Origin of the sequence: Malikia sp., assembly GCF_028687635.1 — a bacterium.
Taxonomy (GTDB): Bacteria; Pseudomonadota; Gammaproteobacteria; order Burkholderiales; family Burkholderiaceae_C; genus Malikia.
This window is the reverse complement of record NZ_JAQTZS010000007.1, coordinates 88,185-102,343: the sequence shown is the minus strand read 5'-3', so window position 1 is coordinate 102,343 and position 14,159 is coordinate 88,185. Positions and strand designations below refer to the sequence as shown.

General features: G+C 67.0%; 12 protein-coding genes. 4 read left to right on the top strand and 8 right to left on the bottom strand.

The window, feature by feature from the left end:
* Window positions 1-25: 25 nt before the first annotated feature.
* The 4 genes from PHR85_RS06915 to PHR85_RS06900 form a co-directional block, all read right to left on the bottom strand.
* On the bottom strand, window positions 26-2,407 hold the full coding sequence (locus PHR85_RS06915) for a UvrD-helicase domain-containing protein (RefSeq protein WP_300052210.1): 2,382 nt from the start codon (window positions 2,405-2,407) through the stop codon (window positions 26-28).
* Window positions 2,408-2,453: 46 nt separating this feature from the next.
* Entirely contained in the window at window positions 2,454-3,614 is a 1,161-nt protein-coding gene (locus PHR85_RS06910) for an SGNH/GDSL hydrolase family protein (protein ID WP_300052209.1), read from the bottom strand.
* Window positions 3,615-3,698: 84 nt separating this feature from the next.
* Window positions 3,699-4,772: a transposase gene (locus PHR85_RS06905; RefSeq protein ID WP_300052206.1), complete on the bottom strand. Its 1,074-nt coding sequence runs from the start codon at window positions 4,770-4,772 to the stop codon at window positions 3,699-3,701.
* A 191-nt stretch (window positions 4,773-4,963) separates the two neighbouring features.
* Window positions 4,964-6,880: a DEAD/DEAH box helicase gene (locus PHR85_RS06900; RefSeq protein ID WP_300052204.1), complete on the bottom strand. Its 1,917-nt coding sequence runs from the start codon at window positions 6,878-6,880 to the stop codon at window positions 4,964-4,966.
* Window positions 6,881-7,310: 430 nt separating this feature from the next.
* On the opposite strand from PHR85_RS06900, the gene PHR85_RS06895 reads away from it, so the two are divergent.
* Together PHR85_RS06895 and PHR85_RS06890 are read left to right on the top strand one after the other, a co-directional pair.
* Complete coding sequence (locus tag PHR85_RS06895; protein ID WP_300052202.1) at window positions 7,311-7,958, top strand: DUF47 domain-containing protein; 648 nt, start codon at window positions 7,311-7,313, stop codon at window positions 7,956-7,958.
* 14 nt (window positions 7,959-7,972) lie between these two features.
* A complete protein-coding gene (locus tag PHR85_RS06890) occupies window positions 7,973-8,986 on the top strand; it encodes an inorganic phosphate transporter (protein WP_300052200.1) in 1,014 nt (337 codons plus the stop codon).
* Here the strand turns inward: PHR85_RS06890 and orn are convergent, their stop codons facing one another.
* Window positions 8,987-9,598, bottom strand: coding sequence for an oligoribonuclease (gene orn / locus PHR85_RS06885; RefSeq protein ID WP_300052198.1), 612 nt, complete (start codon window positions 9,596-9,598; stop codon window positions 8,987-8,989).
* Between the two features lie 59 nt (window positions 9,599-9,657).
* On the opposite strand from orn, the gene PHR85_RS06880 reads away from it, so the two are divergent.
* Together PHR85_RS06880 and rsgA are read left to right on the top strand one after the other, a co-directional pair.
* Window positions 9,658-10,953, top strand: a complete 1,296-nt coding sequence (locus PHR85_RS06880) for a M48 family metallopeptidase (RefSeq protein WP_300052196.1) — start codon at window positions 9,658-9,660, stop codon at window positions 10,951-10,953.
* On the top strand, window positions 10,950-11,855 hold the full coding sequence (rsgA, locus tag PHR85_RS06875; RefSeq protein WP_300052194.1) for a ribosome small subunit-dependent GTPase A: 906 nt from the start codon (window positions 10,950-10,952) through the stop codon (window positions 11,853-11,855). Before PHR85_RS06880 ends, rsgA begins: the two co-directional genes overlap by 4 nt.
* A 10-nt stretch (window positions 11,856-11,865) precedes the next feature.
* Here rsgA and PHR85_RS06870 read toward each other — a convergent pair whose 3' ends face one another.
* Genes PHR85_RS06870 through PHR85_RS06860 form a run of 3 tightly spaced genes read right to left on the bottom strand, consistent with a single transcriptional unit; the run spans window position 11,866 to window position 14,149 of the window.
* Window positions 11,866-12,810 (bottom strand): CobD/CbiB family protein, encoded by a 945-nt coding sequence (locus tag PHR85_RS06870; protein ID WP_300052191.1) that lies wholly within the window; start codon window positions 12,808-12,810, stop codon window positions 11,866-11,868.
* Between the two features lie 41 nt (window positions 12,811-12,851).
* Window positions 12,852-13,514 (bottom strand): CoA pyrophosphatase, encoded by a 663-nt coding sequence (locus tag PHR85_RS06865; RefSeq protein ID WP_300052248.1) that lies wholly within the window; start codon window positions 13,512-13,514, stop codon window positions 12,852-12,854.
* A 26-nt stretch (window positions 13,515-13,540) separates the two neighbouring features.
* On the bottom strand, window positions 13,541-14,149 hold the full coding sequence (locus PHR85_RS06860; protein WP_300052188.1) for an NUDIX domain-containing protein: 609 nt from the start codon (window positions 14,147-14,149) through the stop codon (window positions 13,541-13,543).
* Window positions 14,150-14,159 lie beyond the last annotated feature (10 nt).

Sequence of the window (14,159 nt, the reverse complement as noted above, 5' to 3'; positions counted from 1 at the left end):
GCGGCACCGCGGCCGCACGCCGGGCTCAGACCGGCGTCAACTTGGCGATCGCCAGCGCCAGCCACTTGGTGCCGTGGCGCGGGAAATTGACCTGGGCGCGCGCGTCGTCACCCTGCCCTTCGAGGGTCAGCACCTTGCCCTCGCCGAACTTGGGGTGAAACACCTGCATGCCGGCCCGGATGCCGTGCGCAGCTGCCGCCTTGCGCGCCGGCACGCTGCCAGCGCCGCTGTAGGCCGCCTCCTTGCCGCCACCTTGGCGGCCCGAACCCGAGTCTCCCAGCCCGCCGCGGCCCCAGGCTGGCTGCCCCGCGCGGCCTGACTGGCCCGAGCCGAAACCGGAACCCAGTCCCGTACCCCAGCCGCCCTGCCTCGGACTGATCCATTTCAGGCAAGGCTCGGGCAGTTCGTCCAGGAAGCGACTGCGCAGGTTGTAGCGGGTCTGGCCATGCAGCATGCGGGTCTGCGCGTGGCTCAGGTACAGGCGCTTCCTGGCGCGCGTGATCGCCACGTACATCAGGCGGCGCTCCTCCTCCAGGCCGTCGCGGTCGCTCAGGCTGTTCTCGTGCGGGAACAGCCCCTCCTCCAGGCCGGTGATGAAGACCGCGTCGAACTCCAGGCCCTTGGCCGCGTGCACCGTCATCAGCTGGACCGCGTCCTGGCCGACCTGCGCCTGGTTGTCGCCAGACTCCAGCGCCGCATGCGTCAGGAAGGCCGCCAGCGGGCTCAGCGTCTCGCCACTGTCGGCGGGCTGCCCCCCCGGACCGGCCGGCGCGGTCTCGTCGAGCGGCAGCGCCACCGCATCGCGGCCAAAACCCTCCTGCAACACGAAGCTTTCGGCCGCGTTGACCAGTTCCTCCAGGTTCTCGACCCGGTCGGCGCCGTCGCGGTCGGCGCGGTAATGTTCGAGCAGGCCGCTGTGCCGCAGCATCAGGTCGATGATCTCGCGCAGCGTGCGGCCCTCGGTCTGCTCGCGCAGCACATCCATCCTGGCGACAAAGAGCGACAGCTTGGTGCCAGCCGCGCCGCCCAGGCTGCTGGCCGCATCGTGCAGCGAGCAGCCGCAAGCGCGCGCGGCGTCCTGCAACTGCTCGATCGAGCGCGCACCGATGCCGCGCGGCGGAAAATTCACCACGCGCAGCAAGCTGGTGTCGTCATTCGGGTTGTCGAGCAGGCGCAGATAGGCCAGCGCATGCTTGACCTCGGCGCGCTCGAAGAAGCGCAGGCCGCCGTAGACGCGGTACGGCAGGCCGGCGCGGAACAGCGCGGTCTCGATGACCCGGCTTTGCGCGTTGCTGCGGTAGAGCACGGCGACTTCCTGGCGCGACCAGCCCTCGGCCACCAGGCTCTTGATCTCGTCGATCAGCCAGTCGGACTCGGCGAAGTCGCTGGCCGCCTCGTAGACCCGGATCGGCTCGCCGGCGCCCTGCTCGGTGCGCAGGTTCTTGCCCAGACGGGCGCTGTTGTGCTCGATCAGCTGGTTGGCCGCTTGCAGGATGTTGCCGTGGCTGCGGTAGTTCTGCTCCAGCTTGATCTGGTGCCTGACCTCGAACTCGCGCACGAAATCGGCCATGTTGCCGACCCGCGCGCCACGGAAGGCGTAGATGCTCTGGTCGTCGTCGCCGACCGCCAGCACCGCATTGCCGGCCGGCACGAAGCGGCCGTTCTCCTCATGGCCCGCCAGCAGCTTGAGCCAGGCGTACTGCAGCTTGTTGGTGTCCTGGAACTCGTCGACCAGGATATGGCGAAAGCGGCGCTGGTAATGCTCGCGCACCGCGTCCTGGTCGCGCAGCAACTCATGGCAGCGCAGCATCAGCTCGCCGAAGTCGACCACGCCCTCGCGCTGGCACTGCGCCTCGTAGAGCTGGTAGAACTCGATCTTGCGGCGCTGGTCCTCGTCGCGCGGGTTCATCTGGTGGGCGCGCAGTCCATCCTCCTTGCAGGCGGCGATGAAGCGCTGCAGCTGTTTCGGGGGATAGCGCTCCTCGTCGATCTGGTGCTGCTTGCACAGGCGCTTGATCGCGCTGAGCTGATCCTGCGTGTCCAGGATCTGGAAGGACTGCGGCAGGCTGGCGAGCTTCCAGTGCGCGCGCAGCAGGCGATGGCACAGGCCATGAAAGGTGCCGATCCACATGCCGCGCACATTGACCGGCAGCATGGCCGACAGGCGGGTCAGCATCTCCTTGGCCGCCTTGTTGGTGAAGGTCACGGCCAGCAGGCCGCCCGGCGTGAGCTGGCCGGTCTGCAGCAGCCAGGCGATGCGCGTGGTCAGCACGCGCGTCTTGCCGGAGCCGGCGCCGGCCAGGATCAGCGCGGGCTCGGGCGGCAGCGTCACGGCCGTCAGCTGCTCGGCGTTGAGGCCCTGCAGCAGGGGCGAGGCATCGGCAGGAAAAAGAGCGTTTTCAAACATGCCTGATTGTAAGAACAGGCCCCGCCTGACAGGGCTGGCCGCCGCTTCAGAGCCAGTCCCTGGCCCGCAAGGTCGAGGTGACCAGTTGCCCGATCAGCAAATGGGTCCTGGGTGTGCCATGGTAGTCGTCGGCAAACACGTAGGTCTGCCACCATTCAGGGCTGGTGGCGGTCGGTGGTGGATAGGCCGAGAGGCTGGCGGCGAAGCAATCAGCCAGGAAATAGGCGGGCAGTCCAAGGGCATCGGGCACGCCGGTGGGCGGACAGGCCGGGTCCTTGGCATTGGTGAAGCCATAGGTGGATGGACTGTCCACCCATTGCGCGAGCTCGGCATGCAGATCCACCACGGCCACCCTGTGCTCGCTGGCGAAACGCCGCTTGAGCTGGCTGTTGAAAGCCTGGATCCAGCCGTCGGCCATGGCTTGCACCTGGGCAGCGGCGGTCGCACCGGCATCACCACCGCCATTGGCTTGCGCTACCTGCGCCAGCATGGCCTGGAAATAGGGGGTCCGGCTCAGTGCTGGTATGTTCAGCACCACGACGCGCTGCCCCCCCTGACCCAGCGCCTGGGTGACCAACTGATCGGCCAGGAGATTCGCCAAGGCTTCCATGTATTGCGCACCGGCTGCCGCCAGGCCTGACTCGCCTCCCAGCAGGGCCGCCTGGAGTTGCGCCGGCGTCAGCAGCTCGCCGAGCAGACCCAGGTAGGCCGTCCCGGCGTCGGAAGCCAGCGTCAGGTAGCCGCGCATCAGGTCGGCGACATCATTGCCGCCGCCGTCGACCAGCAACAACTCCTCCGGTCCGAAGGTGGCAGCCGCCGTCATGTCCTTGAGCTGCTGCAGGATGGAAAAGGGACTCGCGTCACCGCCCGGCATCGTGTCCGGAACATTGACCCGGGCGCGGACGACCCCATGCGAGGTACAGCGCGAATAGGCGGGATCGGGATTGAGCGCGGCCGTGTCGGCGTTCGATGCGAGATAGCGCGGGCACAGGGCTGCGACGCCCACCGCATCGGCCACATGATCGACCCAGATCAGCGTATCGGCCATGCTGCTGCCCTGCACGGTGGCCTTGAAGCCGAAAGTTCCGCTGTCGCTCAGGCTGTCGCCCGCCACCCGCACCGCGCTGGTGCGTGGCCCATCGCTGTCGCCGCAGGCCGCCAAGGCGGTGACCAGCGCCATGACGGCGAGCCGAATCCTGTATTGCATGTTGTCCTCCCTTGCCTCTCGATGGCCATAGCGCCATGAAACGATGCTCGCCCATGCGGCTTGGACTTTGACATCCTCCCCGCCCTAAAGGACGGGGATTCCTACTACTAGACGGCGATGTCCCGCCGCGAGAATGTTCCTGGCCGCGTTCACGTCCCGGTCGTGGACCGTGGCGCAGGCGCTGCAGGCCCATTCTCTTATTCGCAAACCCGCTCTACCTTTCGGACTGCTGGCGGGAATGGCCCCGCAGCACGAGCAAGTCTGGGTGGAATAGGCTTCGTTGACTACCTCGAAGACGATACCGGCCTGATGGCTCTTGTACTCCAACATCGTCTTGAACATGGCCCAGCCCGCATCCAGCGTGGACTTGGCCATTCTTGTCTTGACCAGCTGGGCGCTGGCCACGTCGCCCACGAAGATGGCGGCGTTCTGTCGCACCAGGGCGGTGCTCAATTGGTGCAGCGCATCCTTGCGCTGGTTTCTGATCCGGGCGTGGAGGGCCTTGACGCGCCGTTTCTTTCTCGCCCGCTGGGCGGTCACCAGCTTTTGCTCATGCGCCCGGTACCAGCGGCCTTCGATACGCTGGCCATCTGAACAAACAGCCGCCTCCTTCAGGCCCAGGTCGATGCCCACGGCTGCCGTGCCTGCGCTGGGTTTTGCTGGCACCTGCACGGCCACGTTGAAGTACCAACGGCCCCGGCTGTCCTCGCTGAACGAGCCGGCGCGCAACTCGTAATCCGACAGACCATAGCTGTCCCACAAGCCGAACTTTTGGCCGGCAAAGTGGACCTGGCCTGCCTTGTAGCGAGCATGACCGCCCTTGAACGGTATCCAGCCCAGCGAGTATTTCGATGATTGGGGGTTCGATACCCGCCAGTTCAGGCGTGAGCGTTTGAACTGCTTGCGCCGGGTGGCGTATTCAGCGCAGACGACTTGCACGGTGCCGCTGCCGATGGTGATGCCGTCGCACTGGCTGAACCCGGCGGTGAGCTTTTGCAGGTCGTAGCCACTGAGCCAGTGACAACGCTCGCGGATGGCGCGGGCACTGGTCTCGTTGCAGAAGTTGAACACCTGATTGACCTCACGGGCCATCGACGACAGCACGCGGGCGTGCTTGTCCTTGATGCGCAGCTGGAGAGTCTTGGTGGCGGTGTTCACGGCGAACATGATAGTGCAGAACTATGCAGCAGACTACAGGCCGTGCCGGCCTGATCGCTCGAACCTCGGGCTGAACCCCGAGGCTTGCCGCTCAGTGCTGGTCAATGCAGCCAGCAGTGGGAAAGGGCCGGGAAAAAGAAAACCCGGCCGAAGCCGGGTTTTCTTCAAGAGATGGGCCTCAAGCCCGTCGCTCAGCGCTTGACGAAGCGCGGCTTGCCGGCGCCGCCTTCGGGGCGCGGGCGACGGTCACCGAAGGACGGCGCGCCGCCGCCATGGCCACGGGACTCGTTGCCGCGACGCTCGAAGGCCGGACGGTCACCGAAGCTGCGCTCACCGCCGGCCGGCCGGCCGAAGGACTCGCGGCGTTGCTCGCCACCGAAACCGCCTTGCGGACCACGCTGCTCGCGGCCGGCGAAACCGCGCGACTCGCCACGGAAATCACCACGCGGCTCGGAGCGGTCGCCACCACGGAACTCGCCGCGACCTTCCGGACGGGCATCGCCACGGGGCTCGAAGCGCACGTCGCCACGGGGTTCCGAGCGGAACTCGCCACGGGGCTGGAAGTCGCCGCCACGGCTGGCCGGACGACCAGCGTTGCCGCCGAAGCCACCTTCGCTGCGGCCGCCCCAGCCGCCACGATCGCCACCGCGATCGTTGCCACGGAAATTGCCACCGCGCGCAGGAGCACCGCGGCCATTGCCACCACGGCCGGCCGGACGACGGTCGTTGAATTCGTAGACCTGCTTCTTGGGCTCCAGGCCCGGAATGGTCGCGGTCTTGATGACCTGCTGGCTGTAAGCCTCGATCTCGCCGATCTTGCGACGGTCACGGAACTCGGCCATGGTCACGGCCAGACCCTTGCGACCGGCACGGCCGGTACGGCCGATGCGGTGGGTATAGTCCTCGGCCTTGAGCGGCAGGCCGTAGTTGAACACGTGGGTGATCGTCGGCACGTCGATGCCGCGGGCGGCGACGTCGGTGGCGACCAGGATCTGCACCTGGCCGTTGCGCAGCGCCATCAGGCGGCGGGTACGCAGGCCCTGGCTCAGGGCACCGTGCAGCGCGACGGCCGAGAAGCCGACCTGCTGCAGCTCTTCAGCCAGCGAGTCGCACTCGATCTGGGTGCTGGCGAAGACGATCGCCTGGTCGATCGTCGCGTCGCGCAGCCAATGGTCGAGCAGCTTGCGCTTGTGCTCCTGGCTGTCACACCAGAACAGCTGCTGCTCGATGCTGCTGTGCTTGTCCTGCGGCGAATCGATCTGCACCTTTTGCGGCGCGCGCATCACGCGCTGGGCCAGGCTCTGGATGCGCGGCGCGAAGGTGGCGCTGAACATCATGGTCTGGTGGCGCTGGATGGTCAGCTGGTTGATCTCGGCCAGGTCGTCCGAGAAACCCAGGTCCAGCATGCGGTCGGCTTCGTCAACCACCAGGAACTGGACCTTGTCGAGCTTGATCTGGCCGTTGCGCTGCAGGTCGAGCAGTCGACCCGGGGTCGCGACCACCAGGTCGGCGTTCTGCAGCTTGGCGATCTGGACCGGGTAGGGAATGCCGCCCACCACGTTGGCGATGCGCAGGCCGCGGCAATGCTTGACCAGCTCGATCGCATCCTGGGCCACCTGCTGCGCGAGTTCGCGCGTCGGGCACAGGATCAGGGCACCCGGCACGGCCGGGGTGAAATGACGGGCCAGCAGCGGGTTCTTGCGCTTGGGCTTCTTCGGTGCCGGCTGACCGGCGGCTTCGGCCTCGGCCACCTGGCGGTCCCAGTCGGCGCGCTCGGCGGCCTCGGCGGCGGCCTGCTGCTCAAGCAGGGTATGCAGCACCGGCAGCAGGAAGGCGGCGGTCTTGCCGCTACCGGTCTGGCTCGACACCATCAGGTCGGTGAAACCTTCGGCATGGCCACCGTTCATGGCCTTGGGGATGGTGGCGTTCTGCACCAGGGTCGGCTGGGTGAAGCCGAGGTCGGCCACGGCCTGCACCAGCTCGGGCGCCAGGCCCAGGGCCTCGAAGGGGTTGGGGCCGGCCGCGACCACGGCAACCGTCTCGACGACGTCGGTGGTGATGGAGGAATCGAAACCGGTTTCGACCGGGAATTGCAAAGAGTCAGTCATGTCTATCGTCCAGGCGCTGAAATAGCGCGCAATGAGCAAAGCAGGACGAGCCGGACTAAAGAGTCCGGGCAGCGTGCCCGATCCGATCATGGTCAACAAGAAACATCAACCATCAAACAGATCGGCATGCCGCGTGCCCATGAGTGGGCCGACTGGTATGCGTGGGGCCCTGAATTCAAACCCGATGACGGGTCGCCGGTTTACACCGTGAGGGGGGGCCAGAGTGAGGCAGATGCACGTAAAGTCGCCGCTTATGCGGCTGACGAACGAAATTATCGCACAGCCACGGGTTTTCCCCAAGTTTTTTTATGGGCTGACGCCGATGCGACCCAGCGCGGGAAGGAGACAAACCGCAGTCGGTACTTACAATCCGTCCTTAAAGCCTGAATATGTCATTTTCATGACAAAACGCACTTACAAAGGAATGAACATGATCTTTGGCAAACTGATGCCCCGAGAGGGCAACTTCTTCGAACTCTTCAACCAGCATGCCAAGCACCTGGTCGAGGCCTCGCACGCCTTCGCCGAGCTGGTCAGGAACTACGCCGATCCCGTCCTGCGCGACAAGTACAACCAGGAAGTCGACCGCGCCGAGCATGCCGCCGACCGCGTGACGATGGAAGTCAATCGCCTGCTGCACAAGACCTTCATCACGCCGATCGACCGCGAGCAGATCCACTCGCTGATCAACACCATGGACGATGTCGCCGACCTGATCCAGGACTCGGCCGAGACCATGGCGCTGTATGACGTGCGCCACATGACCGAGGAGATCAGCCGCCTGACCGACCTCGGCGTCAAGTGCTGCGAGCGCCTGCAGTCCGCCGTCGCCCTGCTCGACAAGATCGCCGACGCCAAGAACGCCGAGGCCGCGCTCAAGACCTGCGAGGAGATCGACCGCCTCGAATCCGACGCCGACCGCGTGCTGCGCACCGCCATGAGCAAGCTGTTCCGCGAGGAAAGTGACGTGCGCGAGCTGATCAAGCTCAAGGCCATCTACGAGTTGCTCGAAACCATCACCGACCGCTGCGAGGACGTGGCCAACCTGATCGAGGGCGTGATCCTCGAGAACTCCTGATCCGGGGATCCAGCATGAATTCAATGCAGGCGGCCTTCTGGGTCATCGCCGTGCTGGTCGTGATGGCCTTGCTGTTCGACTTCATGAACGGCTTCCATGACGCGGCCAACTCGATCGCGACCGTGGTCTCGACCGGCGTGCTCAAGCCGGCGCAGGCGGTGGCCTTCGCGGCCTTCTTCAACTTCGTCGCCATCTTCATCTTCCACCTGACCGTGGCGGCCACGGTCGGCAAGGGCATCGCCGAGCCCGGCGTGGTCGACACCCATGTGGTGTTCGGCGCGCTGGCCGGCGCGATCAGCTGGAACCTGATCACCTGGTACTACGGCATCCCGAGCAGCTCCTCGCACGCGCTGATCGGCGGCATCGTCGGCGCCGTGATCGCCAAGGCCGGCGCCAGCGCGCTGGTCTCGACCGGCATCGTCAAGACCGTGATCTTCATCTTCATCTCGCCGCTGCTGGGCTTCCTGTTCGGCTCGTTGATGATGGTGATCGTGGCCTGGACCTGCCGCAGCTTCACCCCCTCCAAGGTGGACCGCTGGTTCCGCCGCCTGCAGCTGGTGTCGGCCGGTGCCTACAGCCTGGGCCACGGCGGCAACGACGCGCAAAAGACCATCGGCATCATCTGGATGCTGCTGCTCGCGACCGGCTACGCCTCCGCCGCCGATAGCTCGCCACCGAGCTGGGTCATCATCTGCTGCTACATGGCGATCGGCGCCGGCACCCTGTTCGGCGGCTGGCGCATCGTCAAGACCATGGGCCAGAAGATCACCAAGCTCAAGCCGGTCGGCGGCTTCTGCGCCGAAACCGGCGGCGCCATCACGCTGTTCCTGGCCACCGCGCTGGGCGTGCCGGTCTCGACCACCCACACCATCACCGGCGCCATCGTCGGCGTCGGCTCGGTGCAGCGCCTGAGCGCGGTGCGCTGGGGCGTGGCCGGCAACATCGTCTGGGCCTGGGTCCTGACGATTCCCGCCTCGGCCGCGGTCGCCGCCGTGGCCTACTGGGTCAGCCTGCAGCTGTTCACCTGATCAGCGCAGGAAATGCTCGCGGTAATGCATGAGTTCATCGATGGACTCGTGCACGTCGGCCAGCGCCGTATGGCGCTGGTGCTTCTTGAAGGCCTTGTAGACCTCGGGCCGCCAGCGCTTGGCCAGTTCCTTCAAGGTGCTGACGTCGAGGTTGCGGTAGTGGAAATAGGCCTCCAGCCTGGGCATGTACTTGACCAGGAAGCGCCGGTCCTGGCCGATCGAGTTGCCGCACATCGGGGAAGCCCCCTTGGGGACGTACTTGCGGATGAATTCGATCACCTGGGCCTCGGCATCGGCCTCGGTCGTGGCGCTGGCCTTGACCCGGTTGATCAGGCCGCTTCGGCCATGGGTGCCCTTGTTCCAGGCGTCCATCGCGTCGAGCGCGGCGTCGCTCTGATGGATCGCCAGCACCGGACCCTCGACGCGGGGCGTCAGATCGGGGCCGGTGATGACGACCGCGATCTCGATCAGGCGGTCGGTGTCTGGCTTCAGGCCCGTCATCTCGCAGTCTAGCCAGATCAGGTTCTGGTCGCTTTTGCTCAGGTGCGGGACCGTTTCATTGCCGGCGCTGTTGCCAGTCTCTGGGTTGGGTGGGCTGGATTTCGTGCTCATGGCACTGATTTTCACCCATGGGACGACAGCCCAGGCTGGCTTTCGCTAGACTCGCGGCCATGGACTCACCCCTTTCCGCCTTGGCCTACGCCTGGGCGCTGTTTTTCTGCGGCCTGCTCGTCGCCAGCCTGCTGACCCAACTCTGGCTCACCAGCCGGCAGATCCACCATGTCGCGCAGCATCGGCCTGCGGTGCCGCCAGCCTTTGCTGAACGCGTGAGCCTGGGATCGCACCAGAAGGCCGCCGACTACACCATCGCCAAGCTGAGGCTGGGACTGGTCGAGCTGGCCTGGAACGCTGCGCTGTTGCTGGGCTGGACCCTGCTGGGCGGGCTCGACCTGCTCAACCAGGGGCTGCGTGGCCGGCTCGGTGACGGCCTGGCGCAGCAACTCGCGCTGCTGGCGGCCTTCTTCACCATCACGGCCCTGCTCGACCTGCCGCTGGCCTGGATACGCACCTTCCGCGTCGAGCAGCGCCACGGCTTCAACCGCATGACGCCGGGCCTGTGGCTGGCCGATGGCCTCAAGTCGGCCGCCGTCGGCGCCGCGTTCGGACTGCCCTTCGCCGCCCTGCTGTTGTGGCTGATGGAGGCGACAGGACCGCTCTGGTGGCTCTGGTGCTGGGCGTTGTGGCTGGGGCTGAGCCTGCTGATGCTGGTGCTCTACCCGACGTGGATCGCGCCGCTGTTCAACCGTTTCGTGCCGCTGACTGACCCGGCGCTGCGTCAGCGCATCGAGGCGCTGATGGCCCGCTGCGGCTTTCGCTCGCGCGGCCTCTATGTGATGGACGGCAGCAAGCGCAGCGCGCATGCCAACGCCTACTTCACCGGCTTCGGGCCGGCCAAGCGCGTGGTCTTCTTCGACACCCTGCTGCAGAAGCTCTCGCCAGACGAGATCGATGCCGTGCTCGCCCATGAGCTCGGCCACTTCAAGCGCGGCCACCTGCCCAGGCGGCTGCTGCTGTCCGGACTCGTCAGCCTGCTGGGCTTCGCGCTGCTGGGCTATTTGTCGGGGCAACTGGGCTTCTATGTCGGCTTGGGCGTGCAGCCCAACCTGGTCGCGCCCAGCAACGCCTTGGCGCTGCTGCTGTTCGTCAGCGTCATGCCGCTGGCGAGCATCTTCCTGACGCCGCTGCTGAGCCAGCTGTCGCGCCGGCAGGAGTTCGAGGCCGACGCCTATGCCTGCAGCCACGCCAACCGCAGCCATCTCGCCAGCGCGCTGGTCAAGCTCTACCAGGACAATGCCAGCACGCTGACGCCGGACCCGGTCTACGCCAGTTTCTATTATTCCCACCCGCCCGCAGCCGAGCGCCTGGCGCGCCTTGAGCCCAGCCGGCCTGAGACAGCACATTCATGAACAATTCCTCACGCTCCGGCCTGGTCGTCGCCGCCTACGGACGCCACTGTCTGGTCGAGATCGAGGACGGCTCGCGCCTGATCTGCCACCCGCGCGGCAAGAAAAGCCAGGCCGTGGTCGGCGACCGCGTCTGGTGGCAGGCCAGCGCCGACGAGGGCACGATCGAGAAGCTGCAGGAGCGGCGCAACCTGCTCTACCGCCAGGACGAGATCCGCACCAAGTCCTTCGCGGCCAACCTCGATCTGGTGCTGGTGCTGCTGGCCGCCGAGCCCGAGTTTTCCGAGAGCCAGCTCACGCGCGCGCTGATCGCGGCCCACGCCCAGTCGATACCGGTGCTGGTCGTGCTCAACAAGAGCGACCTCGGCGCGCTGTTCGAACGCGCCTGGCAGCGGCTGGCGCCCTATCGCGCCATGGGCGAGGCGGTGCTGCCGCTGTCGCTGCAAGCCGGCGCGGAGACCGGTGTCGACGAACTCGAACGCAGGCTGCAGGGCAAGACCACGCTGGTGCTGGGTCCCTCGGGCGCGGGCAAGAGCACGCTGATCAACCGTCTGGTGCCGGCGGCTCGGGCCCAGACCAACGAGATCTCGCGCGCGCTCAACAGCGGCAAGCACACGACCACCAGCACGACCTGGTACTGGGTCGACGCGGCCAGGAGCACGGCGCTGATCGACTCGCCCGGCTTCCAGGAATTCGGCCTGCACCACATCGGGCCGACGCAGCTGGCCCACCTGATGCCCGATTTCAAGGCCAGACTGGGCCACTGCCGTTTCTACAACTGCAGCCACCTGCATGAACCGGGCTGCGCGGTGCGCGACGCCGTCGGCGTGGAAGGCGGCATCGACGAGAACCGCTACCGCCTCTACGGCGAACTGTTCGCCGAGCTGTCGCAGCCGCGCTATTGAGGCAAACCGCTCAGACGCTGCGCGCGAGCATGGTCAGCAACAGCAGCAGCAGCCAGAGCACGACCGAGCGCCAGACCAGGCCGACCAGACTGGTCAGATGCGCGTTCTGCGGTTCCCGGCCCTCGGCCCAGCCGCCGGCTGTCCCGGGCGCGCCCGGCTCGGCCGGACCCAGTCCCAGCCCGCCCAGCCTGACATTGATCGCGCCAGCGGTGGCGGCCAGCACGATGCCGTCATTGGGTTTGGCCTGGCGCGTCGCGTCCGAGCGCCAGGCGGCGATCGATTCCTCGAAATTGCCGACCACCGCGAAGGCCAGCGCGGTCGCGCGCGCCGGTACATGGTCGATCCAGAGCCAGGCCTGCGCGGCGGCCTGCTGCGCGGCGCTGCTGGGAGCGTCCTCCAGCCTGGGCCGCCAGCGGCGCGCCAGCGACTCGGCCATGCGGTAGAGCACGGCGCCGGCAGGACCCAGGCCCAGGGCAGCCAGCACGGAATAAGCCAGCAGCACGCCAAAGACATGGCGGTGCGCCGCCAGCGTCGAATACTCGATCACATGGCGCAGCAGCTCCTGGCGTGGCAACTCGCCGACCTCGACCTGCTGCCACTCGGCCAGTTCGGCGCGCGCGGCGGCCTCGTCGCCGGCTTCGAGCGCGTCGCGGATCGCGGTGAAATGGTGGCTGAACTGCCTGAACCCCAGGGTCAGGTAGAGCACGCCCACGGTCCAGGCGAACACCAGCAGGTCGCTGAAGGGCAACAGCAGCCAGTGGACCAGCGCGGCGAGCAAGGCCGGCACCAGCGCGGCCGCGCTCCAGGCCATCCAGCCGTGCGGAGTCTGGCCGGCGTCCAGACTGCGCCTGACCCAGCGCCGCCAGGCCGTCGCCGCGCGATGAACCGGGTTATCCCGGCCCAGCGGCCGGGCCTGTTCGAGCAACAGGGCAAGAAAGATGGCGAAGAAACTCATGCCGCGATGATACCGGCGCCGGCACCCGCGCGCAGCCGGCCTCAGGCCGACAGAAACCGGTACAGATTGCGCAGCAGCGCCGCCGTCGCCCCCCAGATGAAGCGCTCGGTGCCCGCATCGTCGTAGGGCATGGCGAACCATTCATGCCGCTGCCCCTGCCAGTGCGCCACATGGCGCTGGTGATGGGCGGGATCCATCAGGAAGGTCAGCGGCACCTCGAACAGGTCGGCCACCTCATGCGGGTTGAGCCTGAATGCCGCCGCCGGATGCACCAGGCCGACGACGGGCGTGATGCGGTAGGCGCTACCCGTCAAGTAGTCGGGCAAGGCGCCGATCACCTCGACCCAGCGCGGCTCAAGACCGACCTCCTCCTCGGCCTCGCGCAGCGCGGCGGCGACCGCGTCGTCGTCATCGTCGTCGACCTTGCCGCCGGGAAAGGCCACCTGCCCTGAATGGCTGGACAGCTGGTCGGTACGCCGCGTCAGCAGCACGGTAGGCGCATCGCGCAACACGATCGGCACCAGCACCGCCGCGTGGCGCACGGGTCGATCCACGAAGTTGCGTGAATCGCGCGCGAGCTCGGGCTGCCAGGCCGGGTTCGAGGCAAAGCGTTGGCGCAGCGCGGGGCCGCTGAGGCGCTGCGGCGGCACGGGGGGCAGATGTCGGTCGGTGCCGATCAGCGGAGCGGTCCTGGGGTCGAGCATGGCGGGAGGTGACGGGGACGAAGCACTCAAGGATGCTCGATCACGGGCTGCCAGTCCAGCGACCAGGCGCCGGACAGCACGTTCTGCAGCCAGAGCAGTCCGGTCAGCGTCTTGCTGTCGGTGACCACGCCGTCGCGGCAGGCCACCAGCAGTTCCTCGGGCGTGGCCGCGAGCACATCGAGGAACTCGCCTTGATCGAGCGCGCGCTCCCCCAGGCTCAGGCCGCGCGCAAACCAGATTTCGATGAATTCATCGGCGTAGGCCAGCACGGGGTGCAGCACCCCGGCCCTCGCCCACTCGCGCGCGACATAGCCGGTCTCCTCGCGCAGTTCGCGCTGGGCGCAGACCAGGGGCGCCTCGCCGGGGTCGAGCTTGCCAGCGGGAAACTCGATCAGCGCGCGCTGCAGCGGGTAGCGATACTGGCGCTCGACCACGACCCGGCCGTCGTCGAGCATCGGGATGACCATCACCGCGCCCGGGTGCCTGATGTACTCGCGCACCGCCTGGCGGCCGTCGGGCAGTTGCACGCTGTCGCGCATGACATGCAGGAAATGGCCCTGGTAGACGGTGGCGCTGTCGATCCGTTCTTCGCGCAGATGGGCCGGTTGCAGTTCGGGCAGCAGGGGATGATTCATGGCGGTTCAG